General features: G+C 64.6%; 22 protein-coding genes and 1 tRNA gene. 20 read left to right on the top strand and 3 right to left on the bottom strand.

The features are described from left to right. The first annotated feature begins 56 nt into the window (after positions 1–56). From tuf to rplA, 7 genes are all read left to right on the top strand, one after another. Complete coding sequence (tuf, locus tag VIN30_RS08230; protein WP_326425210.1) at positions 57–1,259, top strand: elongation factor Tu; 1,203 nt, start codon at positions 57–59, stop codon at positions 1,257–1,259. Positions 1,260–1,381: 122 nt separating this feature from the next. Further along, positions 1,382–1,531 (top strand): 50S ribosomal protein L33, encoded by a 150-nt coding sequence (gene rpmG, locus VIN30_RS08225; protein ID WP_326425211.1) that lies wholly within the window; start codon positions 1,382–1,384, stop codon positions 1,529–1,531. A 23-nt stretch (positions 1,532–1,554) separates the two neighbouring features. Next, positions 1,555–1,631, top strand: a tRNA-Trp gene (locus VIN30_RS08220). Between the two features lie 70 nt (positions 1,632–1,701). Next, positions 1,702–2,106 (top strand): preprotein translocase subunit SecE, encoded by a 405-nt coding sequence (secE, locus tag VIN30_RS08215; RefSeq protein ID WP_326425212.1) that lies wholly within the window; start codon positions 1,702–1,704, stop codon positions 2,104–2,106. 3 nt (positions 2,107–2,109) lie between these two features. Further along, positions 2,110–2,640, top strand: coding sequence for a transcription termination/antitermination protein NusG (nusG, locus tag VIN30_RS08210; protein ID WP_326425214.1), 531 nt, complete (start codon positions 2,110–2,112; stop codon positions 2,638–2,640). Positions 2,641–2,755: 115 nt separating this feature from the next. Next, positions 2,756–3,253 (top strand): 50S ribosomal protein L11, encoded by a 498-nt coding sequence (rplK, locus tag VIN30_RS08205; protein ID WP_326425216.1) that lies wholly within the window; start codon positions 2,756–2,758, stop codon positions 3,251–3,253. Between the two features lie 63 nt (positions 3,254–3,316). Beyond that, on the top strand, positions 3,317–4,027 hold the full coding sequence (rplA, locus tag VIN30_RS08200; RefSeq protein WP_338210740.1) for a 50S ribosomal protein L1: 711 nt from the start codon (positions 3,317–3,319) through the stop codon (positions 4,025–4,027). An 80-nt stretch (positions 4,028–4,107) separates the two neighbouring features. On the opposite strand, the gene VIN30_RS08195 is transcribed toward rplA, so the two are convergent. After that, complete coding sequence (locus VIN30_RS08195) at positions 4,108–5,112, bottom strand: NAD(+)/NADH kinase (protein WP_338210738.1); 1,005 nt, start codon at positions 5,110–5,112, stop codon at positions 4,108–4,110. Positions 5,113–5,176: 64 nt separating this feature from the next. Here VIN30_RS08195 and murJ point away from each other — a divergent pair, with 64 nt between their 5' ends. Then, positions 5,177–7,174: a murein biosynthesis integral membrane protein MurJ gene (gene murJ / locus VIN30_RS08190; protein ID WP_338210736.1), complete on the top strand. Its 1,998-nt coding sequence runs from the start codon at positions 5,177–5,179 to the stop codon at positions 7,172–7,174. Positions 7,175–7,366: 192 nt separating this feature from the next. Then, positions 7,367–8,140, top strand: coding sequence for a type I methionyl aminopeptidase (gene map / locus VIN30_RS08185; RefSeq protein ID WP_338210734.1), 774 nt, complete (start codon positions 7,367–7,369; stop codon positions 8,138–8,140). 226 nt (positions 8,141–8,366) lie between these two features. Here map and VIN30_RS08180 read toward each other — a convergent pair whose 3' ends face one another. Next, positions 8,367–9,989, bottom strand: coding sequence for a CTP synthase (locus tag VIN30_RS08180; RefSeq protein ID WP_338210732.1), 1,623 nt, complete (start codon positions 9,987–9,989; stop codon positions 8,367–8,369). A gap of 285 nt (positions 9,990–10,274) precedes the next feature. Between VIN30_RS08180 and VIN30_RS08175 the strand changes: the two genes are divergently transcribed. From VIN30_RS08175 to VIN30_RS08160, 4 genes are all read left to right on the top strand, one after another. Next, the gene (locus tag VIN30_RS08175) at positions 10,275–10,763 is read left to right on the top strand and encodes a DUF1269 domain-containing protein (RefSeq protein ID WP_338210730.1); all 489 of its coding nucleotides are present in this window, start codon (positions 10,275–10,277) and stop codon (positions 10,761–10,763) included. Between the two features lie 168 nt (positions 10,764–10,931). After that, a complete protein-coding gene (locus tag VIN30_RS08170) occupies positions 10,932–12,413 on the top strand; it encodes a DUF1846 domain-containing protein (RefSeq protein WP_338210728.1) in 1,482 nt (493 codons plus the stop codon). Positions 12,414–12,428: 15 nt separating this feature from the next. Further along, the gene (locus tag VIN30_RS08165) at positions 12,429–13,187 is read left to right on the top strand and encodes a trimeric intracellular cation channel family protein (RefSeq protein ID WP_338210726.1); all 759 of its coding nucleotides are present in this window, start codon (positions 12,429–12,431) and stop codon (positions 13,185–13,187) included. A 344-nt stretch (positions 13,188–13,531) separates the two neighbouring features. Continuing rightward, the gene (locus VIN30_RS08160; RefSeq protein ID WP_338210724.1) at positions 13,532–14,581 is read left to right on the top strand and encodes an asparaginase; all 1,050 of its coding nucleotides are present in this window, start codon (positions 13,532–13,534) and stop codon (positions 14,579–14,581) included. 160 nt (positions 14,582–14,741) lie between these two features. Here the strand turns inward: VIN30_RS08160 and VIN30_RS08155 are convergent, their stop codons facing one another. Further along, positions 14,742–15,659 (bottom strand): site-specific tyrosine recombinase, encoded by a 918-nt coding sequence (locus VIN30_RS08155; RefSeq protein WP_338210722.1) that lies wholly within the window; start codon positions 15,657–15,659, stop codon positions 14,742–14,744. A 446-nt stretch (positions 15,660–16,105) separates the two neighbouring features. On the opposite strand from VIN30_RS08155, the gene mraZ reads away from it, so the two are divergent. From mraZ to mraY, 7 genes are all read left to right on the top strand, one after another. Then, entirely contained in the window at positions 16,106–16,582 is a 477-nt protein-coding gene (mraZ, locus tag VIN30_RS08150) for a division/cell wall cluster transcriptional repressor MraZ (protein WP_326425241.1), read from the top strand. A 24-nt stretch (positions 16,583–16,606) separates the two neighbouring features. Next, a complete protein-coding gene (rsmH, locus tag VIN30_RS08145) occupies positions 16,607–17,563 on the top strand; it encodes a 16S rRNA (cytosine(1402)-N(4))-methyltransferase RsmH (protein WP_326425244.1) in 957 nt (318 codons plus the stop codon). 119 nt (positions 17,564–17,682) lie between these two features. Continuing rightward, complete coding sequence (locus tag VIN30_RS08140) at positions 17,683–18,243, top strand: cell division protein FtsL (RefSeq protein ID WP_338210718.1); 561 nt, start codon at positions 17,683–17,685, stop codon at positions 18,241–18,243. A 9-nt stretch (positions 18,244–18,252) separates the two neighbouring features. Continuing rightward, positions 18,253–19,995 carry a peptidoglycan D,D-transpeptidase FtsI family protein gene (locus VIN30_RS08135; RefSeq protein WP_338210716.1) on the top strand — a complete coding sequence of 581 codons (1,743 nt, stop codon included), beginning with the start codon at positions 18,253–18,255 and terminating at the stop codon, positions 19,993–19,995. A gap of 15 nt (positions 19,996–20,010) precedes the next feature. After that, a complete protein-coding gene (locus VIN30_RS08130) occupies positions 20,011–21,501 on the top strand; it encodes a UDP-N-acetylmuramoyl-L-alanyl-D-glutamate--2,6-diaminopimelate ligase (RefSeq protein ID WP_338210714.1) in 1,491 nt (496 codons plus the stop codon). Positions 21,502–21,514: 13 nt separating this feature from the next. Then, positions 21,515–23,017 (top strand): UDP-N-acetylmuramoyl-tripeptide--D-alanyl-D-alanine ligase, encoded by a 1,503-nt coding sequence (locus VIN30_RS08125; RefSeq protein WP_338210712.1) that lies wholly within the window; start codon positions 21,515–21,517, stop codon positions 23,015–23,017. Then, positions 23,017–24,066 carry a phospho-N-acetylmuramoyl-pentapeptide-transferase gene (gene mraY / locus VIN30_RS08120; protein ID WP_326425252.1) on the top strand — a complete coding sequence of 350 codons (1,050 nt, stop codon included), beginning with the start codon at positions 23,017–23,019 and terminating at the stop codon, positions 24,064–24,066. The genes VIN30_RS08125 and mraY overlap by 1 nt, the downstream gene beginning before the upstream one ends.

Here is a 24,066-nt window from a genome sequence, read left to right as displayed (position 1 = left end):
GGCGCGTTTATTTTGTTGAAATTCGTTTCGCAATCACCCTTGAAGGAGGATGAAACATGGCTAAGGAGAAGTTCGAGCGTTCCAAGCCGCATGTTAACATCGGTACCATCGGTCACGTTGACCACGGCAAGACGACGCTCACCGCCGCCATCTCCAAGACCCTGTCTGAGAATGATGGCTCCCACGGCACCGCTAACGCGGACTTCACCGCCTTCGACATGATCGACAAGGCTCCCGAGGAGCGCGAGCGCGGCATCACCATCTCCATTGCTCACATCGAGTACGAGACCGATACCCGCCACTACGCTCACGTGGACTGCCCCGGTCACGCCGACTACGTGAAGAACATGATCACCGGTGCTGCTCAGATGGACGGCGCTATCCTGGTCATCGCTGCTACCGACGGCCCCATGGCCCAGACCCGCGAGCACATCCTGCTCGCCCGTCAGGTGGGCGTGCCCTACATCGTGGTCTTCCTGAACAAGTGCGACATGGTCGACGACGAGGAGCTCATCGAGCTCGTCGAGATGGAGGTTCGCGAGCTGCTGGACTCCTACGAGTTCCCGGGCGACGACACCCCGATCATCCGCGGTTCTGCTCTGAAGGCCCTGGAGGGCGACAAGGAGTGGCAGGAGAAGGTCTGGGAGCTCATGGCTGCCGTCGACGACTACATCCCCACCCCCGACCGCGACGTCGACAAGCCGTTCCTGATGGCTGTCGAGGACACCATGACCATCACCGGCCGCGGCACCGTTGCCACCGGTCGTGTGGAGCGTGGCGTGCTGCACGTGAACGACCCGCTGGAGATCGTGGGTATCCGCGAGACCCAGAACACCGTTTGCACCGGCATCGAGATGTTCCGCAAGCTGCTGGACGAGGCTCAGGCTGGCGACAACATCGGCTGCCTGCTGCGCGGCATCAAGCGCGAGGAGATCGTGCGTGGCCAGGTTCTCTGCAAGCCCGGTAGCGTGACCCCGCACACCGAGTTCGAGGGCCAGGTCTACATCCTGACCAAGGAAGAGGGCGGCCGTCACACCCCGTTCTTCGATGGCTACCGTCCGCAGTTCTACTTCCGCACCACCGACGTGACCGGCGTGGCTCACCTGCCCGAGGGCACCGAGATGGTTATGCCTGGCGACAACGTGACGATCAAGGGCGAGCTCATTCACCCCATCGCCATGGAAGAGGGCCTGAAGTTCGCTATCCGCGAGGGTGGTCGTACCGTGGGCTCCGGTCGTGTGACCAAGATCTTCAAGTAAGTTCAGCTTACTGATTGATTTGACGGAAGGGGCTGTTCCTTCACCGAACAGCCCCTCTCCTTCCTGCGTTTCATGTGTATGATCAACCCTGCGTTTTCGTTTTATAGGTAAAAGGAGAATTCATGCGTACTCTGGTCACTCTGGCCTGCACCGAGTGCAAGCGCCGTAACTACACGACCAAGAAGAACAAGCAGAACAATCCCGACCGTATCGAGCTCAAGAAGTACTGCAAGTGGTGCAACAAGCACACGGTGCACAAAGAGACCCGATAAGAGGTTAGGTTCGAAACAGGCATAGGCCAGTAGCTCCAATTGGTAGAGCGGCGGTCTCCAAAACCGCATGTTGGGGGTTCGAGTCCCTCCTGGCCTGCCAGCTTGTTTACGTGAGCAGCCAATGGCTGCTTTTTTGGCGATTAGACAGAGAATGTCTTGTAAGGAATTCCATGGCTAAGAAATCAAAGACACAGAAGGCAAAGGCTTCCGCTGCTCGCCAGCAGCGCAAAGCCGAGCGCGAACTTGAGGCGGCCAACCCGCAGGCAGCTCAGGCTGCTGCGGCCGAACCCGAGAAAAAGGGCCTGTTCAAGAAGAGCGCCGATGCTGCCTCTGAGTCCTCCGATAGCGGCAAGCCCGCGAAGAAGGCCGATGAGAAGCCGAAGAAGAAGCGCTTCCAGTTCTTCCGCGATGTGAAGGCCGAGATGAAGCGCGTCACGTGGCCGACCCGTACCGACGTGCTGCGTTGGAGCGGTGTGGTCGTGGTGGCCCTGCTGTTCTTCGGCGTCTTCGTGGCAATTCTCGACAACGCGATCATCACGCCTCTGCTCGTGCTGATCTCTGGGATTGGGGCGTAATCGATGGCTAAGAAGTGGTACGTTCTGCACACCTACTCGGGCTACGAGAACAAGGTGAAGTCGAACCTCGAGCAGCGCATCGAGGCTATGGGCCTGGAGAACAACGTCTTCGGCATCGAGATCCCCACCGAGATGGTCACCGAGATCAAGGAGGGCGGCCGTCGCGTCGAGAGCGAGAAGAAGGTATTCCCCGGTTACGTGCTGGTGCGCATGGAACTTGACGACCGCAGCTGGGCTGCGGTGCGCAACACGCCCGGCGTGACCGGTTTCGTGGGCAGCCAGGGCAACCCCCAGGCGCTGACCCGCGACGAGTACAACAAGATCATGAAGCGCACGAGCCGCGAGGCCCCCAAGAAGACCTCCTCCAACCTGGAAGTCGGCCAGTCGGTGAAGGTGACCCACGGCCCCCTCGCCGAGTTCGACGGCACGGTGGCCGAGGTTATGCCCGAGGCCGGCAAGGTGAAGGTCATGGTCTCCATCTTCGGCCGCGAAACCCCCGTCGAGCTGTCGTTCGACCAGGTGGCGAAGATCTAATTTTGCAAGCACTTTGACTCGAGGGGCTGTGCCCGCGTGGACCGGGGCTTCTCGCGAACCTCGAGTTTTTAGTGATAGAGAAGTAGTAGTCGATACATCTGAAAGGTAGTCACAGATGGCTGACAAGAAAGTCACTGGATTTGTAAAGCTGCAAATCCCCGCCGGTGCCGCGAACCCGGCTCCTCCGGTCGGTCCGGCCCTTGGCGCCCAGGGCGTCAACATCATGCAGTTCTGCCAGGCGTTCAACGCCCAGACGCAGGACCAGTCCGGCACCATCATCCCCGTCGAGATCACCGTCTACGAGGACAAGTCCTTCACCTTTGTGTGCAAGACCCCTCCGGCGGCCGTGCTCATCAAGGAGAAGCTCGGCATCAAGAGCGGTGCCGCCATCCCGCAGATTCAGGTGGCCGGCACGCTGACCGAGGATCAGCTGCGCGAGATCGCCGAGATCAAGATGCCCGACCTGAACGCGAACACCATCGAGGCCGCCATGGAGATCGTGGCCGGCACCGCCCGTTCCATGGGCGTGCGCATCGAGGGCCGCGAGATGAAGAAGAAGTACGTGCCCAGCCGCAAGGTGGCCGCGATGCTTCAGGGCAAGGCCGTCGATTAATCGCGAGTAAGTTAACAGTGGAAGGGTGAGAAGCGCCCGCCATTACCACGAAAGGAACGTTCAATGACTAAGCATGGCAAGAAGTACGACGCGGCTGAGAAGCAGATCCCGGCTGAGCCCGTGGCCCCGCTGGCGGCCATGGAGCTGCTGAAGGAGATCTCCACCGCCAACTTCGACGAGACCGTGACCGGCGACTTCCGCCTCGGCATCGACACCCGTCAGGCCGACCAGCAGCTGCGTGGCACCGTGAGCCTGCCCAACGGCTCCGGCAAGACCGTGCGCGTGGCCGTGTTCGCCGAGGGCGAGGCTGCCCGTGCCGCCGAGGAGGCCGGCGCAGACATCGTGGGCACCGACATCCTCATGGAGCAGATCCAGGCCGGCGAGTTCAACTTCGACGCTGCCGTGGCTACCCCGGATCAGATGGGCAAGGTCGGTCGTCTGGGCAAGATTCTCGGCCCCCGCGGCCTTATGCCGAACCCGAAGCTGGGCACGGTGACCAACGACGTGGCCAAGGCCATCGGCGAGCTGAAGGGCGGCCGCGTGGAGTACCGCGCCGACCGTTACGGCATCGCCCATGTTATCCTCGGCAAGGTGTCCTTCACCGCCGAGCAGCTGGCCGAGAACTACGGTGCTGTGTACGACGAGATTCTGCGCATGAAGCCGTCGGCTGCCAAGGGCAAGTACGTGAAGTCCGTGACCGTGTCGGGCACCATGACCCCTGGCGTGCCGGTGGACTCCTCGGTGACCCGCGCCTACACCGAGGCTGCCGAGTAGCGACTCGCTTCTCTATCAAAGGCAAGGCCCCGCGATCATCGAGATCGCGGGGCCTTTCTCCTTTTGAAGAAGGAGAGGGGCTATTCGCCGAAGAAGTCCCGCGAGATGCGCTCGTAGAAGCCGGCGCCGCTCGCACGCAGCAGGGTGACGGGGAAGGGGGCCACCTGCACGTAGAGCTTCTCGATGGAATGCTCGAAGGGCACGATCTCGCCGTCGACGAACAAGGTGGCATCGCGGTAGTCCTCGGTGTCGTCGAAGGTGATCTCGATGACGTCGCTCGTGTCGGTGACAATAGCGCGCGAGCGCAGCGTGTGGGGCGCCAAGGGCACCGCCACCATGCCGCCGAAACGCGGCGAGATGAGGGGGCCTCCCGCCGAGAGCGCGTAGGCGGTGGAACCGGTGGCGGTGGCCACCACCAGGCCGTCGCCGCGCATACGAGCCACGTGTGTGCCCGAGATGTCCAGCGAAAGCTCGATGATGCGGCCCAGGGCTCCGCGGGTGATGGCGATCTCGTTCAGGGCGATGAACCGGCGGATGCCCGCCATACCGCGCAGGTTCACCCCGAACTTGTCGGGCGGCATCATGGTTCCGCCCACGAAGGCCGCATCGGGGTCGATGGTGGCCGCGTAGTCCTCCTCGGTGACGATCTGCGGATAGTCCACCTCCACCGCGTCGTCGCCGTAGGGGTCGGGCTCTCCCTCGCAGGCGATATCGATGGACAGCAGGCTGCGGCGTTCGGCGGTCAGCTCGTCGGCCAGGGCTTCGGCCACCAGCGATATGAGGCCGTCGCCGTCGGCATTCGCCAGAAAGCCCAGGCGCCCGAAGTTCACGGGAAGGATGGGCACTTGGCGGTTGTTCAGCAAATGCACGGTGTGCAGCACCGTGCCGTCGCCGCCCAGCACCACGACCATATCCAAGGTTTCAGGCAGCTGGGCCCGAATGGCCGCCCGTCCTTGGTCGTTGCCGAGGGAGGCCGAATCCACCACCAGCGCGTTAATGTTCTGGCTCGTCAGATACGTGACCAGCAGCAGTGATGCGTCGATGGCCTGGGGATTGGAATTATTGCGTACGACCAGTGTGTTCATGGGGCCTGACTTTCCGACTTTGCTATGATTATCGATTATACCCGAACCTGTGCGAGGCGCATCCATGCCAGATAAGCTCGAACGAGCCCGACATATTCGCCGAGAGATCCCCCGCGAGCATCCCGGCACGGGCCCGACGGCGCAGCCTGGGCGACCCGAACCTGGCGGGACCTCTGCAGATTTCCGTGGCCAGGGGGCACAGCGTACCCGTACGGGCTCTGATGCCCCGGTGCTGCCCGACACCAACAACCCCCGCTGGCTGAAGGAAGCGAGCGAAGTGGTGCGCGGCCGTCATGGCGGCGTGGACAAAACCGTGCTGAATCCGCCGCCCGACCCCGGCGCAACGGGCCTTATTCCCGTGATGGGGTCGCATGTGGGCGTGGACCGCACGGCGCCCGCGGCCCTGGTCGATCCGTCCCAGCAGCAGGCGTCGCCCGTCGGCGAGGTGGAGTCGGTGGAGTCGCGCGTGGAGTCGGCGGGGGCTTCCGCCGCTCTCATCAGCATCTGCGTCATCATCTCCCGCATCACCGGTTTCGCTCGCACTTGGGCCATGGCCTTTGCCCTGGGTTCCACCTTCGTGTCCAGCTCCTACCAGGTGGCCAACAACCTGCCCGACATGCTGTACGAGATGGTGATCGGCGGCATGCTGGTCACCGCGTTTCTGCCGGTGTACCTGTCGGTGAAGAAGAAGCTGGGCCCCGAGGCCGGCAACGCCTACGCGTCGAATCTGCTGACTATCGTGGTGGCGATGCTGACCGTGGTTTCGGTTCTGTGCATGGTGTTTCCGGCTCAGATCATCTTCACCCAGAGCTTCTATTCCGACCAGGAGCAGATGGCCCTGTCGGTGTTCTTCTTCCGCTTCTTCGCCGTGCAGATTCTGTTCTACGGCGCATCGGCCATCGTGTCGGGCCTGCTGAACGCGAACCGCGAGTATTTCTGGTCGTCATTTGCGCCGGTGTTCAACAACATCATCGTTATCATCGCCTTCGTGAGCTACGCCTTCATTGCCCGCTACGATCAGAATCTGGCCTACTACGCCATTGCCATCGGCAATCCTCTGGGCATCCTGGTACAGCTGGCCTTCCAGTTGCCAGCCCTGCGTCGGGTGGGCATTCGCCTGCGCCCGCGTATCGATGTGCACGACCCGGCTCTGCGCGACACGGTGCGCCTGGGGGCGCCGGCCATCTTCGTCACGTTGTGCTCGTTCGCCACGGTGTCGGTGCAGAACGCCGCGGCTTATTGCCTGGCCGACAACGGCCCCTCGGTCATCGCCTACGCGCGCCTGTGGTTCACGTTCCCCTATTCGTTCATCGCGGTGTCGGTGACCACGTCGCTGTTCACCGAGTTGGCCGATATGCACGCCGATGGCAATCGCACCGGTGTCATTCGCGGTGTGGTGGAAGGCACGCGCCAGATTCTGTTCCTGATGATTCCGTTCGCCATGTACCTGGTGGTGTTCGCCACACCTCTGGTCACCCTGTACCACATCGGCGCCTTCACTGAAGACGCCATCGGCCAGATTGCCCGCTACCTGGCGGTGATGGCCATCGCGCTGCCGTTCTACAGCCTGAACTCCTACATGAACAAAACCTTCAGCAGCATTCGTCGCATGGGCGTGTTCTCGATTATCTACTCGTTGGCCGTGGTGGCTCAGATTGCCGTGGCCATGGGCGCCGCATGGGCCTACCAGCACGGCATGCCGGTGACGCTGGAGGCCATCGCCGCCAGCACCATCGTGTCCTACGTGCTGGCGAACACGGTGTCGTTTATCTACCTGCGCTGGCACTTCGGCCCCATGGGTTTGGGGCGCGTTCTGCTGTCGCTGGTGCGCGGTCTTTTGCTGGGAGGCGCCGGCGCGTTGGCCGGCTGGGGAGTGCTGACGGCCCTGGGCCTGTTCGCGGGCCCGTTGAACGGTGGCATCGGCCAGGCCTTCGCTTATTTGGTGGCCGGCGGTTTGGTGGCCCTGGTGGTCACCTTCGCCCTGCCCATCGCGGCGCGGTGGCCCGAGGCGGTGTTCATTACCAGTGCCGTGCAGAAGGTGAAGCGGAAGCTGGGACGATAGGCCTCCGTGCTGTCTCGGCTGGTGCGCTGCTCGGCGATCCGGGGTTGGCTCGGGGGAGTGCTCGGTCGGACGCGTGCTGCTTTAACTCAGGCGGCCAGGCGAGCGGGTCGCCGCACGCGAGGTACGCAGCGCGAAAGCGAGAGTTTTCCGGACGCGACAGGGCAACAGGGCGATAAAGGGAAGTGTGATGCCATGGCAGTGAAGTTGAAGTCTCCAGCGCAGATAGACGCTATGCGGGAAGCGGGTCGCGTTTCGGCCCTCGCGTTGCGGTGCGTAGGCGAGGCCGTGGAGCCGGGTATTACCACGCGCGAGCTGGATGCTATTGCCGAGCGGGTCATCCGCGCCGAGGGGGGCATTCCCGCTTTCAAGGGCTACGGCGGGTTCCCGGGCAGCATCTGCGCGTCGGTGAACGATCAGATCGTGCACGGCATTCCCTCCAAGAAGGTGCGCCTGCGCGAGGGCGACATCATCTCCATCGACACCGGAGCCATCGTGGACGGTTGGGTGGGCGACAACGCCTGGACCTATCCGGTGGGCGCGGTGGCGCCCGAGGTGCAGCGTCTTTTGGAGGTGGGGGAGCGCTGCATGTGGGAAGGGCTCGCCCAGGCGGTGCCGAAGAAGCGGCTGGGCGACATCGGGCATGCGGTGCAGTCGCTGGCCGAGGCGGCCGGCTACGGCGTGGTGCGCGAGTACGTGGGGCACGGCATCGGACGCGATATGCACGAGGAACCCAACGTGCCGAACTTCGGGCGCCGCCGCACGGGGCTGAAACTTCTGCCCGGCATGGTGCTCGCCATCGAGCCCATGGTGAATATGGGCACTCGCAAGACCGTGCAGGGCTCCGACGGTTGGGAGGTGCGCACGCGCGACGGCAAGCCCTCGGTGCACTTCGAGAAGACGGTGGCCGTCACCGAGGACGGCCCGGTGATTCTCACCACCGAGGAAGGCCACGAGCGACCGGTGTAGCCGCATTGGCTGCGTCTGCTCTCTTCGTCATCGACGTGCTCGTAGGGGCGGCCTTTAGGCCGCCCTCTCCGTCGATGGTTGGGCGCGCTTGCGGTGAGGGACGGCTGAAGCCGTCCCCTGCGGGCGCCTGCGGCCTGCACCTGCTTCTCAACAGCCGCGTTCTCCGAGGGGCGCGCAGAGGTCGCCGGAGCGGCCCCGGGCCCTCCGGCGCTCACCGCTGCCGTCCCTACTGGATCGCTGCGTCCTGCCCCGCCTTCGCCGCCTCTATGAAAGCCCTGAACAGGGGATGCGGGCGCGTGGGGCGGCTCTTGAACTCGGGGTGGCCTTGGCTGGCCACGTAGAAGGGGTGGTCGGGCAGCTCCACCATCTCCACGAGGCGGTCGTCGGGGGAGAGTCCCGCTATAACGAGTCCCGCCTCGGTCAGTTTGTCGCGGTAGGCGTTGTTCACCTCGTAGCGATGGCGGTGGCGCTCGTATACGATGGGCTCGCCATAGGCCGCCTCGGCGCGGGTGCCCGGCACCACCTTGCAGGGGTAGGCTCCCAGGCGCATGGTGCCGCCCTTATCTTCAACATCCTCCTGCTCGGGCATGAGGTCGATGACGAAAGGCGCGCCTTCGGGGGCACCGTCGGCGAACTCGGCCGAGGTGGCGCCCTCCAAGCCGCATACGTCGCGGGCGAACTCGCAGACGGCCGCCTGCAGCCCCAGGCAAATGCCCAAGAACGGTACGTTGTTCTCGCGGGCGTAGCGGGCCGCGGCGATCTTGCCCTCGAAGGCGCGCTGACCGAAGCCGCCCGGCACGAGAATGCCGTCCATGGCGCCCAGCACCCCGGCGGCGTTCTCAGCGGCGAGCGCCTCGCCGTCGACGAGATGCACGTTCACGGTGCGCCCCGCGGCGATGCCGGCGGCCACGAGCGCCTCGTGAATGGAGAGGTAGGCGTCGGGCAGGCTCACGTACTTGCCCACCACGGCGATGTCCAACGCGCCTTCGCAGGCATCCTTTGCCTTCAGGAAGGCGCGCCACGGCGCAAGCTTGATCTTGCGGGGTGCGAGTCCCATCTTCGCCAGGGCCGAGATGTCGAAGCCCTGCTCGTAGAGGCTTATGGGCACCTCGTAGATGGAAGGCGCATCGGGGCAGGCGAGCACGTCGTCGGTGTCCACGTCGCAGAACAGCGCGATCTTCTCGCGCACGCCGTCTTCTATCGCGTGGTCCGACCGGCACACGATGAAGTCGGGCTGCACGCCGAGGCTTCGCAGCTCCTTCACCGAGTGCTGGGTGGGCTTGGTCTTCACCTCGTGGGCCGCCGTAATGTAGGGCACCAGCGTCACGTGCACGAACAGCACGTTGCCCGGCCCTGCTTCCTTCTTGAACTGTCGTGCTGCCTCGATGAAGGGCAGGCCCTCGATGTCACCGATGGTGCCCCCGATCTCGGATATCACGATGTCGGCGCCCGACTGCTCGGCCGCGCGGCGGATACGCTCCTTGATGGCCTCGGTCACGTGAGGGATCACTTGCACGGTGCCACCGAGGAAGTCGCCGCGCCGCTCGCGGGCGATGAGCGTCTGGTAGATGGAGCCCTGCGTGAAGTTGCTCTCGCGGGAGAGGTTCTCGTCGATGAAGCGCTCGTAGTGCCCCAGGTCCAAGTCGCCCTCGTGGCCGTCCTCGGTGACGAACACCTCGCCGTGCTGGAACGGGCTCATGGTGCCCGGGTCCACGTTCAGGTAGGGGTCCATCTTCTGCATGGTCACCTTGTACCCGCGCGCCTTCAGAAGCTGGCCGAGCGAGGCAGCCGTGATGCCTTTGCCGAGCGACGAGACGACGCCCCCGGTAACGAAGATGTGCTTGGCCATGCTGTGCTCCTTCCGCCCGTGGGGCTTCCGAACAAAAAAATACGCTGGGACGGGCAGCCCGCTCCTCCCAACGTTGCTCCATGATGCGCTGCGAATGTTTCCAATGCGAAACGCGCACAGAATGTAACGCGTCCGAAACATGGGGGAAGGGCGCATCGTCGGCGCGTGACAGCCCGACAACGGCGTATCCATCGCGCGATGACGGATGCTATGCGCGCAGCCCTTTGTGGAAGGGTCATCTTTAGACTGGGCGTCAATCTTGTTTCCGAGAGAAAGGACGCGCTTATGTCTACGCTGCTCGTTTTGGGCTATCCCACCGAGGAGAAGGCCAAAGAGGCCTATCAGGAGGTGCTGAACCTCGGCGACGACTTCATCGTGAACCTCCAGTCGGTGGCTGTTGTCGCCCGTCGCGACAACGACAAGTTCGACGTGGTCACACCCGGCCAGCCCATCGGCAACTCCACGGTGTGGGGCCTGTTCTGGGGCATGTTGTTCGGCCTCATCTTCCTCATTCCCTTCTGGGGCGCCGCCATCGGTGCGGGGCTCGGCGCGCTTACGGGCTTCTTCGTGAAGCGCGGTGTGGACGAGGACTTCCAGAACCGCGTACGCAATCTGCTGACCCAGAAGGACGAGGCGGCCGTGTTCATGGTGGTCAGCTCCATGACCGAGGACAAGTTCGCCGAGGCCATGCGTCCCTTTGGCGGCGACATTCTGCAGACCTCGCTGTCCATCAAGGACGAGGAAGAGCTCAAGTGCGAGCTGGGCAAGTGCTAGGAGCCCTCTGATCTTTGTGCTTTTCGGGCCCGCGCGGTGCACGCTGCGCGGGCCCTTTGCCGTTTCGGCCCGAAAGAAGCCGTCGAATCTCCATGAAGGGGGCGGGGCACGGTGCGCTATACTGATTCGGTTAGATTGCCGCCGCCCGTTCATTGAAGGAGTGCCCGTATGCGCGAAGGTTTCGACAACGACAAGTACATCCAGCTGCAGGCGGAGCGTATCCGCGAGCGCATCGGCCAGTTCGGCGGCAAGCTGTACTTGGAGTTCGGCGGCAAGCTCTTCGACGACTACCACGCCTCCCGCGTGCTGCCCGGATTTCTGCCCGACACGAAGATCTCCATGCTGCAGTCCATGAAGGACGAGGTGGAAATCGTCATCGCCATCAACGCCAACGACATCGAGCGCTCGAAGGTGCGCGGAGACTTGGGCATCACCTACGACGAGGACGTGCTGCGCCTCATGGACATCTTCCGCTCCATGGGCTTCAAGGTGGGAAGCGTGGTCATCACGCGTTACGCCAACCAACCCAACGCCGATCTGTTCCGCCGACGCCTCACGGCCATGGGCATCACGAGCTATCTGCACTATCCCATTCCGGGCTATCCCAACGACATCGACCACATCGTCTCGGACGAGGGCTTCGGCAAGAACGAGTACATCGAGACCGAGCGCCCGCTCGTGGTGGTAACGGCCCCGGGCCCCGGCTCGGGCAAGATGGCCACCTGCCTCTCGCAGCTGTACCACGAGCACAAGCGCGGCGTGACGGCCGGCTACGCCAAGTACGAGACCTTCCCCATTTGGAACCTGCCGCTCACGCATCCGGTGAACATCGCCTACGAGGCGGCCACGGCCGATCTGGACGACGACAACATCATCGACCCGTTCCACCTGGAGGCCTACGGCGAGACCACGGTGAACTACAATCGCGACGTGGAGATCTTCCCGGTGCTGCGCGCCACCATGGAGCGCATCGCGGGGGAGTGCCCGTACCTGTCGCCCACCGACATGGGCGTGAACATGGCGGGCCTGGCCATTTCCGACGACGAGGCTTGCCGCGCCGCCGGCAACAACGAGATCGTGCGCCGCTACTTCCAGACCGCCGAGGAGATCAAGCGCACCGGCGTGGGCGAGGAGGCCCTGAAGAAGATCGAGCTTCTGATGAATCAGGCGGGCATCAACCAGAATCTGTCGCCGGCCCGTTCGGCGGCGCTGCTGAAGGAGGAGACCACCGGCGGCCCGGCCGGCGCCATGGTGCTGCCCGACGGGCGCGTGGTCACCGGCAAGACCGGCAACCTTCTGGGCGCGGCCTCGGCCCTGCTCATGAACGCGCTCAAGGGTGTGTCGGGGGTGGATGACGAATTGTACGTCATTTCCGACGACGTGCTGGAGCCCATCTGCCACCTGAAGACCGCGCATCTGCGCAGCCACAATCCGCGCCTGCACTCCGATGAGACCCTGCTCGCGCTGTCCATCTCGTCGGTGAGCAACCCGCTGGCGGAGAAGCTCATCGACAACATCGACAAGCTGCGCGGCTGCGACGCCTATTTCTCGGTCATCATCTCGGCGGCCGACGAGAAGCTGTACAAGACCTTGGGCATCAACGTGTGCTGCGAGCCGAAGTACGAGCAGCACCGCTACTACCACAAGTAGGCCGAAAGCCGCACCATGGAACAGCTCTTCGCCGACGGGGCGCTCACCGTGCCCTTCGGGGCCGACTTCTTCAGCGTGGCGGTGGGCGTCATCACCGGCGCCATGTTCGCCTGCGACCGCAAGCTCGACATCGTGGGCACCATCGTGCTCGGCCTCATGACGGCTTACGGCGGCGGCATCATCCGCGACCTTCTGCTGCAGGACGACGGCGTGTACTTCATGCAGTATCCCAACGTCATCCTCATCTGCATCGGGCTGGCTGTGTTCGTGTTCTACTTCCGCGGGCTGTTTCGCCACTCGGGGCAGGTGCTCTTCTTCGCCGATGCGCTGTCGGTGGCCCTGTTCGCCCTGGCCGGCGCCAACAAGGCCTTCGCCTGCGGGGAGGGCTTCGTGATGGTGGTCATCCTGGGCGCGCTCACCAGCGTGGGCGGGGGCGCCCTGCGCGACATCAGCGTGGGGGAGACGCCCGGTGTGTTCCAGCGCTCGAACTTCTACGCGGTAGCCGGCTTCGGGGGCGCGCTTGTGTTCGCCGCCATGGCCTTTGCCAACGCCCCGCTGGTGCTTGCCGGTTGCGCCTGCGTGTTCACCGTGGTGTTCCTGCGCTACCTGTCGGTGTTCTACGATTGGAAGACGGCCGACGAGGCCGACCTCACGCCGAAGGTGTCCCACGGGGCGCGCAAGGCCAAGGGGGTCGCCGCCGAGCTCTTTCGTCGTGCCACCTTGCACCGCAAAAAAGCGCCCACCACCCGCACCTCCCGCTTTCGGCGCCGGTAGCACGCTGTTCGCAACCGGTTGTCGCAGGTGCGCAGGGTCGATGTTTGTCGATCATGGCACGATGTGCGGAAAATTGCGATTGGGAGAGTCTTCGGCATGGTTTATGTGCAAAAAAATGCGATAGGAAGAGCCTCCAGATGGTACTTACTGTTCCTGCGCTCTACCTATCGTAAAATCCTGCACAAAAGGGGAGCCCTCGCGAACACGAGCCGTCGCCAGGACCATCGCTGGCGCCCTCGCCTGAGTGCTCCTACGGAATTTCAACGGGAAGATTAATGGGGAGAAAAGGATGAGGCGGCTTCCTATAATTGCTTGGAAAGCCGATTCCGTTTAAAGGAGCGTCTATGGCCAATCAAGAAACCGTACCGCGTATTCTCATCGTGTACACCGGAGGCACCATCGGCATGACCGAAGACTTGTCCACCGGGGCGCTTGTGCCTTTCAGCTTCGATCACCTGATGAAGAACGTGCCCAAGATCGGCCGGCTCGGTTACGCACTCGACCATGTGGAGCTGACGCCGCCCATCGACTCGTCGAACATGAACCCGGATACGTGGGCGAAGGTGGCGAAGATGATTGCCGACGCCTACGACCGCTTCGACGGCTTCGTGGTGCTGCACGGCACCGACACCATGGCCTACACGTCAAGCGCCCTGTCGTTCATGCTGCCCGGCCTGGCCAAGCCTGTCATTCTCACGGGCAGCCAGCTGCCCATTGGCGAGATCCGCGAGGACGGCACGGAAAACCTCATCACCGCCCTGCAGATCGCCGCAGCGCGCACGGCCGATGGCGCGCCCATGGTGCAGGAGGTGGCCATCTCCTTCGGGCGTCACCTGTGGCGCGGCAACCGGGCCACCAAGGTGAGCTCCACGAACTTCGGCGCCTTCGAGTCGTTCAACTACCCGCCCTTGGCCGACATGGACCTGCATATCGTGTACCGCCAGAAGCTGCTGGCACGCCCGCCGGTGGGGGCCGCCCTGGCGCCCGATTATGCCATGGACGACGCCGTGAGCGTGGCCTTCCTGTTCCCGGGCATCACCGAGGCTGTGCTGCGACCGCAGCTGACCGCGCCGGGTGTGAAGGCTGTGGTGCTGCGCACCTTCGGCGCCGGCAACGCGCCCACCGATACCTGGTTCACCGAGTTGGTGGCCGAGGCCGTGCGGGCGGGGAAGGTGATCGTGAACGTGACCCAGTGTCCCGCCGGCGGCGTGGAGGAGAAGCGCTACGCCACCGGCGACGCGCTCGCCCGGGCTGGCGTGGTGTCGGGGCTCGACATGACCTGCGAGGCGGCGCTCACCAAGTTGATGCACCTGCTCGGCCACGGCCTCACCTCTGCCGAGGTTGCCGCGGCCATGGGGAAGTCCTTGGCCGGCGAATTGACCGTGGGGGAGTAGGTTTTCGGCCGCAACCGCCTCATCGCCGGTTGGGCCGCCCGTCAGCCTTGGCCGATCGGGCGGGCTAAAGCCCGCCCCTACGAGGTTTGCGGGGGGGGGCTGACCGCAGGTTGGGCTGCATTCCCTGTAGGGGCGGGCTTCAGCCCGCCCGCGGCTCCTGTCACATCTTGTCGCGGGGGTGGGCGTGGGCGTACTCCTCGTGGAGGTGGGTGCGATCGAGGTGGGTGTACACCTGCAGGGTGGACATGTCGGCGTGCCCTAGAATCTCCTGCAGCACGCGCAGGTCGGCGCCGCCCTTCAGCATGTGGGTGGCGAACGAGTGACGCAGGGTGTGGGGGTGCAAGTCGTAGCGGTTGATGGCCCGGCCCGCTTTGCGTACCAGGTTGAACACGCTCTGCCGGCCCAGGCGGCCGCCCCGCTGGTTCAGGAACACCGCGCCGGCCGCTGCAAGGTCGCAGCCGCCTCCCTTGCGCGCCAGCGTCGGGCGCCCTTCAGCTAAATACCGGCGCAGGGCGCGGTCGGCGGCGCCGGCGATGGGTACGATGCGCTCTTTCGCTCCCTTGCCGAACACGCGCAGAAAGCCGTCGTCCAAATACAGGTTGTCCATATCGAGGGCGCAGATCTCGCTTGCCCGCAGACCGCAGCCGTACAGCACCTCCAGCAGCGCGCGATCGCGCAGGCCGCTCGGCCGCTCGTCGATGTAGGCGTCCAGCATGCGCCCCACCTCCTCGATGGACAGCACGTCGGGCAGCCGCTCGGCCGTCTTGGGGATGTCCACGGTCTCGGCGGGGTTCGCGGCGGTGAGGTTCTCCCGCACGAGGAAACGGTGATAGCCCCGCACGGCCGAGATGCGCCGCCGCACGGTGGTGACGGCCAGCTGCTGGTCGGCCAGGTCGTGCTCGTAGGCGGTGACGGTCTCCCGCTGCACGTCCTCGAAGTCCTCTACCCCCTGGCCGTCCAGGAATGCCAGGTAGCCCTCCAGATCGCGGCGATAGGCCTCCACGGTGCGCGGCGAGGCTCCCTGCTCGATGCGCAGGTAGGACATGTACTCGTCCAGGGCGTTCTCGAATGCGAACACGGCGCTCCTTTCGTCGGCGTCCATTGTAGCGCCCTCCGCGTGCTGCGGGGCGCTCGCCTTTGGCCCATCGGGTGCCCATCGTGGGCCGTTGCCGTTCGCGGCTGCCCCTGCACGGCCTCTCCAAATCTCGCCCACACCTTGTCCCACCGTGGTCGGTGGAAAAGTTATCCACCGGTATTGCACGGTTTGGGCATATCTAGTGGTGGGTCGTTCGTTTCCTGTAATACGAATACAAGATATTGAAATTCAATTCAGCGCCCACTGCTTTTTCGCCATATCTTGCGAGTAACAAGTGGGGCAAAAAAGTGGCAAAAGTGGAGTGAAATGTTGCGAAGTGGGGCATTGTGGGGTAATATGCATGCCGTGGAAAACGACCGAGCGGGATTTCGAAACGCACTACCAACACACTTGAATCCCACTCAAAACGCAGCAGGGGAAAGGAAGCCTTGGCCGCCACCGACGACAACGAAACCGCCGAGACGCTGCCTCGCCACGAGGTAGATCTGAACGGCGAGTTCCGCTTGAAGGTCGATGGCAAGGGCCGTGTGACCCTTCCCGCGAAGTTCCGCAAGGTTCTTTCCAAAGATCTCGTGGTTACCCTGGAGCCCACCAACGAATGCGTCTACGTGTTCGAGGCCCCGGACTTCAACCAGTGGGTGGAGAAGCTCATGCGCAGCAAGTTCCCCGAGCTTAAGGAGAACAATCGCGAGCAGGAGTGGCTGCACCGAGCGCTGAAGAGCCGGGCCCGCGATGTGGAGGTGGATTCCGCCGGACGCATCATGCTGTCTGCCGATACGCGCAGCGGCTGCGCCATCGACAAAGAGGTGGTGCTGGTCGGCAACGGGGAGCGCTTCGAGATCTGGGACGCCGAGCGCTACGAGGCCCGGATCGCCGAAGTCGATCTGAGCCTGCTGTTCACCTAGGGCAGGGCGTAAGGCGAGCGAACCGTGACAAGCGAATATCGGCACATACCTGTTCTTCTGACCGAGTGCATCGATTACCTCGATCTGCCGGATCATCCGGTGTTCGTGGACGCGACGCTCGGTTTCGCGGGGCACTCCTTTGAGGCGGCCAAACAGCTGGGCCGTGACGGCCTGCTCATCGGCATCGACCAGGACGAGGTGGCGCTTGCGGGCGCGACCGAGCGCTTGGAGACGATTCCCGAGGCGCAGCGTCCGGAACTGGCGCTTCTGCGTGGCAACTTCGGAGACCTCGACGAGCTTCTGGCATCCTGCGAGATTCCCGGGATCGATGCGATCCTGTTCGACTTGGGCGTCTCGTCGGTGCAGATCGACACGCAATCACGCGGCTTCTCCTTCAAGGAGAACGGCCCCCTCGATATGCGGATGGATCCGGGGAAACAAACCCTTACCGCACAAGAGATCGTCAACACCTACAACGCAGCAGATCTCACTCGGATCATTCGCGCCTATTCGGACGAGAAATGGGCCAGCCGCATCGCCGACTTCATCGTGGCGGCGCGGCAGCAGGCCCCCTTCGAAGAGAGCGGGCAGCTGGTCGACGTGATAAAGGCAGCCATTCCGGCCTCGGCCCGGCGCGCGGGGGGACACCCTGCCAAGCGCACCTTCCAAGCCCTTCGGATTGAAGTCAACTCGGAGCTAACCGTTCTGCGCCACGGGCTGGACGCGGCGGTACGCTGGCTTAATCCGGGCGGCATCATCGCGGTGATCAGCTACCACTCCCTCGAGGACCGCATCGTGAAGGACACGTTCGCATCGTTTGCGAACCGCTGCACCTGCCCGCCGGAGCTTCCGGTGTGCGCGTGCGGCAAGCAGCCGATACTCGACATCGTCACCCGCAAGCCCCAGCTTCCCACGTCTGGGGAGATTGCGCGGAATCCGCGGGCCCGCAGCGCCAAGCTGCGTGTGGCGGTGAAGCGCTGAAATGGGTTTTCATCAGGGAAAACCCGCTGAAATGAACGATTGCACGGACAAGCCCGACGACGCAGGTCATCGGGCTTGCCTGGCCTAGTGGCCCCCGCGGCCGTGAGGAGGAACGTGAGGTGAGCGCATCCATGACATCGCGCGCGCACGCCTACGGGCGTTCCTCTTCGGCGGCCTCGCGTGGCCGCGCGGGCTCTTCCTTCGCCGCGGGATATCGGGGCGCGCGCTACGTGCCCACCTCGGTGGCCGAAAAGCTGCCCCTGTACGACGAGCCCTCCATTGCGGTGGTGCCCGGCGCAGGCCGGCGTGCCCAGGCCCAGGAGGGGCTGTCGGCTGCCGCGTTGACGCTGGCGAAGGTGTGCGCCGTCGCGTGCATCGCCCTCGCCCTCATTGCCGTGGCCCGCGTGGCCATCACCTCGGCGGCTGCCACCTGCGCCCTGGAGACGCGGGAAATCAGCCAGAGCATCGAGGAGGCCCGCGCCCAGGGCAACGAGCTGGAAGTGGCCCAGAGCGTGCTTTCCAATCCCACGCGCATCAAAACCCAGGCCCAGGCCATGGGCATGATGGCCCCCACCCCTGCCTACTCCGAGCAGCTGGTGCTGCCCCGCGACATCGTGGCAACCGACGAGGCAGGCAACCTGTCGTTGTCGGAGAGCATGGCCGCCCTGGCGGCCCGATAGGCGGCGGCGATGGATGCCCGACAGCGCTCCGGCCGGCAGGGACGGCCCGGTCACGGCCGCGCTCCCCAGCGCCCGCGCAACCCCATCGATGCGGCGCTGCCCTCGGTGGGCGGCCGCGCCCAGGCGGTGCTGGTGATTTTCGCCCTCATCGCTGTGGTGTTCTTCCTTCGTCTGGTGTTCCTGCAGGTGATCGTGGCCGATCAGTACTCGGCCCAGGCCGAGGAGTCGCGCACCATCAGCTTCACCACCACGCCCCATCGCGGCACCATCTACGACCGCAACGGCATTGTGCTGGCCACCAGCGTGGACGCCACCACCATATACGCCAATCCCGTCGAGGTGACCGACGTGGCCGCCGAGGCTCGGTCGCTGGCCGGCGTGCTGGGCGGCGAGGCGGCCGATTACGAGGCCCTGCTGTCGAAGCAGGAGACGTCGTTTGTCTACATCAAGCGTCAGGCCGAGGTGAGCGAGGCCGAGCGGGTGAAGGATCTGAAGCTCGACGGCATCTACTTCATTGCCGATACGCGCCGCGAGTACCCCCACGGCTCCATCGGCGGCCAGGTAATCGGCTACTGCAATGTGGACGGCGAGGGCATTACGGGCCTGGAGCTGCAGTACAACGACATCCTGTCGGGCACCCCCGGCACCTACACCGCCGAGCGCGGCGAGAAGGGCTTTCCCATCCCGGGGGGCGTGAAGGAGGAGACGCCGGCGGTGGACGGCCAGGACATCATGATCTCCTTGGACATCAAGCTGCAGGACACCGTGGAGCAGGCCGTGCTGGAGGGCATGGAGCAGATCGAGACCGACGAGGGCAGCGCCATCGTGATGGACGCCTCCACGGGCGAGATCTACGCCGCCTGCTCGCTGCCGTTCATGAACCCAGCCGACATGGCCTCCTCCGAGATCGGCAGCGAGCACGTGAAGGCCATCACCCAGGTGTACGAGCCCGGCAGCACGTTCAAGTCGGTGTCTGCCATGGCCATTCTGGAGGCCAAGGCCATGACGCCGGAATCCACCATGTTCTGCCCGAGCACCATCACGGCCAACGACTACGACGTGTCCGACTCCCATGAGCGCGACGACGAGGTAATGACCCTGCGTGAGATTCTGAACCACTCGTCCAACGTGGGCATCTCGCTGGCCATGGACAACGCCGGCTTCGACCACCTGTACGACGCCATCGGGCGCTACCACCTGACCGAGCGCACCGGGGTGGACTACCCCGGTGAGGGTTCGGGCCATGTGGAGGAGTTCAAGAACTGGAGCAAGATCATCGGCTACAACGTCAGCTTCGGCCAGGGTATCTCAGTGACTCCTCTGCAGATGGTGCGCTTCTACGGCTGCATCGCCAACGACGGCGTGATGGTGACCCCGCACTTCCTCATCTCGAAGCCCCAGACCGGGGAAGTGGCCGATTACGCCACCGAGGTGGTGACCGAGGACGCCGAGGCTCTGGCCGACATGCGCTCGATGCTGCGCACGGTGGTCACCGACGGCTCGGGCGCGGCGGCCGACGTGGAGGGCTATCCGGTGTGCGGCAAAACCTCCACCGCCGAGATTCCCTCGGAGCTGGGCGGCTACAAGAAGGGCATCTACAACCTGGGCTTCTGCGGCTTCATCGACGGCGCTTCCACCAATTTAGTTTGTTTTGTAGGTGCCAACGAGGTTCCCTATCAGCGCAAGACCACCCAAGTGTTTAGCGCTATAATGGACAACGCTGTCAAGCAGTACAACATTACCTCGTCGTAAAGGGAATCACCGGCTATGACCAAAACTTGCGCTGAGCTTTTCCAGGGTATGGAATGCACCATTATCGGTAATGCCGACGAGGAGGTGGCCGGGCTCGCGTTCCGCAGCGATGGCGTGGGGCCGCACGACATGTTCTTCTGCATCGTGGGCAACGTGGTGGACGGCCACTCCTTCGCCCAGGATGCCATCGACCGCGGCGCCACGGTGCTCGTGGTGGAGCGCAAGGTGTACCTGGCCGATGCCACGAACGTGACCGAGGTGGTGGTGGCCGACTCCCGCAAGGCCATGGCCCATGTGGCGGCGAACTTCTACGATCACCCCTCCCGCGACTTCTCGCTGGTGGGCATCACCGGCACCAACGGCAAGACCACGACCACCTATCTGGTGGAGCATATCGCGAACGCGGCGGGGAAGCGCTGCGGCGTTATCGGCACCGTGGGCAACAAGATCGGCGGCGTGCTGGAGAAGTCGGAGCACACCACCCCCGAGTCGCCCGACCTGCAGAAGCTGTTCGCCCGCATGCGCGATGCCGGCTGCGACGTGGTGGCCATGGAGGTGAGCTCGCATGCGCTCGATTTGGTGCGCACCTGGGGTTCCACCTTCGCGGTCACGGCGTTCACGAATCTCACCCAGGATCACCTGGACTACCATCATACCTTCGACGACTACTTCGAGGCCAAGGCCCTGCTGTTCTCGCGGGACTACCCGGCCCGGCGCGTTATCAACATCGACGGCGCCTGGGGCCGCGAGCTGCTGCGGCGGGTGACCGAGGCGGGCGATGAGGTGATCACCACCGGCTTCGATACCACGGCCCAGATTCACCCGGTGAACGTGGCCTACGAGGCCGACCGCACCGTGGCCGAGCTGGAGGTGCGCGGTCAGCGCATCACCGTCACCTATCCTCTGGTGGGTCGCTTCAATGTTGAGAACGTGATGACGGCCTTCGGCTGCGCCCTGCATCTGGGGCTGCCCGCCGAGGCTATTGCCGCTTCATTGGCCACCATGGAGCCGGTGCCCGGGCGCCTTGAGCGCGTGGCTGCCGCCGTGGAGGCTCCCATCAGCGTGTACGTGGACTACGCCCACACCCCTGACGCCCTCACCAAGGCCATCGATTCCATTAAGGCGCTGTCCTGTGGCCGCACCTGCGTGGTGTTCGGCTGCGGTGGCAACCGCGACGCCAGCAAGCGCCCCATTATGGGCCAGGCGGCGCTGGCCGCCGACCATGCCGTGGTGACGAGCGACAACCCGCGCCGGGAAGACCCGCTGGCCATCATCGACGACATCGTGGCGGGCATGGACGGGGGCTCCACCTTCGAGGTGCAGCCCGACCGCCGCAGCGCCATTGCCGCCGCCATCGCCTGGGCACGCCCCGGCGACGCGGTGCTCATCGCGGGCAAGGGCCACGAGGATTATCAGATCGTGGGCACCGAGACCCTTTCCTTCGACGACCGCCAAGTGGCCGCCGAGGAGCTGGAGCGGGCCTTCGGTTTGAAAGGCCAGGACTAGCGAAGGGAACATCGTGCGCCTTAACGCAAAACAAATCGCAGCATACACAGGCGGCCAGTTTCTCATCGATCCCATCGACCCCAGCGCGCTGATGGGCGGCATCACGTGGGACTCCCGCGAGGTGCGCCCCGGCTGGCTGTACGTGGCGCTGCCCGGCGAGCGCGTGGACGGCCACGACTTCGTGGAGGCGGCCCTGCGCGCCGGCGCCCTGGGCGCCCTGGTGATGCAGAGCCCCGGCCAGGCGGCCTGCCTGCTTGCCCGCGAGATGGGCGCCGCCATCATCGAGGTGGCGAATACCGCCAGTGCCATCACCGATTTGGCGCGGGCCTGGCGCGGGCATTTGCGCGGCCGCATTATCGGCCTGACCGGTTCGGTGGGAAAGACCACCACGAAGAACCTCGTGCGCGATGTGTGCGCGGCCTACGGCAGCGTGGTGGCCACCCGCGCCAACCAGAACAACGAGCTGGGCGTGCCCCGCACCCTTCTGGCCGCCGATCCTGAGACCGCCGTCGTGGTGGTGGAGATGGGCATGCGCGGCGCGGGTCAGATTGCCGAGCTGTGCGATTTCGTGCGTCCCGATTGGGGCCTTGTCACCAATGTGGGGGAGAGCCACATCGAGCTTCTGGGCTCGCGCGAGAACATCGCCCGGGCCAAGGCCGAGCTGTTCGCGGCGTTGCCCGCGGGTACGGGGCGGGCGTTTCTGAATCTGGACGACGCGTTCGTCGATCTTCTGATGGACGCCGGCGATCTGCGCGAGCGCCCTCTGGCGCTGACGGGCTTCGCGGGGCATCCCGACGAGGCTACCTGCGAGCTTCTGGGGCGCGACGGCACGGTGTGCGAGGAAGTGGTGTGGGCCGAGGACGTCACCTTGGACGCCGAGGGGCGCCCCCGCTTCACGCTGTGCGCCCGCGACCACGCCGACCACGATGAGCTGGCCCTGTTCGCTCCGGTGGAGCGTTGCGCCTGCACGCTGGCGCTGACGGGGCGGCACAATGTGGACAACGCCTGCGCGGCCGCCGCCGTGGGCTTCGCGCTGGGGCTCGATCTGGAGACCATCGCGGCGGCCCTGGGCGCCTCGGTGCCCGAGCCGGGCCGTCAGGAGGTTATCGCGGCCCGCGGGGGCTTCACCATCGTGAACGACGCCTACAATGCGAGCCCCGATTCCATGCGGGCGTCGCTGTCCACGTTCGCGGCCACCGAGGTGGCCGGTCGCCGCATCGCGGTGCTGGGGGATATGGGGGAATTGGGGAACTTCGCCGAGCCGTGCCATCGCGGGGTGGGGGCCCATGCCGCTCGCCTTCCCCTCGATCGGCTCATCTGCGTGGGTGCTTTGGCGGAATTTATCGCCCAGGGCGCCGCGGAGGCGGGCATGCCGGCGCAGCGCATCAGCCGCGCGGCCACCGTCGCCGATGTGTTGGAAGAGCTTGATACCCTGTTGGAGCCCGGGGATGCCGTGCTGGTGAAGGCGTCCCATTTCATGGGCCTTACCCGTGTTGTCGAAGGATTGGTTCACTGATGTTCTCTCTGTTCTCCGCCTATCCCACGTTCATGGTGTTTCTTGCCGTGGTGCTGTCCATGGTGTTCACCATGGTGCTGATGCCCGCCTGGATTCGCTTCCTGAAATCGAGCCATATCGGCCAGCAGGTGCGCGCCGACGGCCCGCAGAGCCATCTGGTGAAGCAGGGAACGCCCACCATGGGCGGCGTCATCATGCTGGTGGCGGTGATCGCCTTCACGCTGATCGCCTCGGTGGGGGCGCCCACTGTTGAGCTGTGGCTGCTTTTGGGCGCCACGGTGGCCACCGGCGTGCTCGGCTTCATCGACGACGCCTCGAAGGTGGCCCACGAGCGCTCGTTGGGGCTCACGCCCAAGGCGAAGCTGGTGGGGCAGTTCCTCATCGCGGGCGTGTTCGTGCTGGCCGCAGTGAACCTGCTCGGCGTTGAGCCCACGGTGGAGATTCCCTTCGTGTGCACCATCGATCTGGGTGTGCTCACCACGGTGGTGCCCGTGGGCGGGGGCATCGAGATTCCGTGGCTCTATCTTGTCTACTGCCTCATCCTGCTGGTGGGCCTGTGCAACGCGGTGAACCTCACCGACGGCCTGGACGGCCTGGCGGCGGGCACGGTGATGGTGGTCATGCTGGTGATGGCGGCCATCGCCTTCCGCGTGGGCGCGCTGGAGCCGGCCCTGTTCGCCGGCGCGCTCGCCGGCGCGTGCATCGGCTTTCTGTGGTTCAACTCCCATCCGGCCGACATCTTCATGGGCGATACCGGCTCGCTTGCCCTGGGCATGGCCCTGGGTTGTCTGGCCGTGGTCACGAAGGTGGAGTTCGTGGTCATCATCATCGGCGGCCTGTTCGTGGCCGAGGCCCTGTCGGTGATGATCCAGGTGTTCTACTACAAAAAGACGAAGAAGCGCATCTTCCTGATGGCGCCTCTGCACCACCACTTCGAAAAAAAGGGCTGGTCGGAGACGAAGGTGGTCGTGCGCTTCTGGATTGTGTCGGGCATGCTGGCCGCCTGCGGCTTCGTGCTGCAGTTCGCCTCGTCGCTGGCGGTGGCCTAA

Origin of the sequence: Adlercreutzia wanghongyangiae, from assembly GCF_035989245.1 — a bacterium.
GTDB classification, from domain to species: domain Bacteria; phylum Actinomycetota; class Coriobacteriia; order Coriobacteriales; family Eggerthellaceae; genus Adlercreutzia; species Adlercreutzia wanghongyangiae.
Note: the sequence above shows the minus strand (reverse complement) of the source record. Positions and strands in the feature narration are given on the sequence as shown.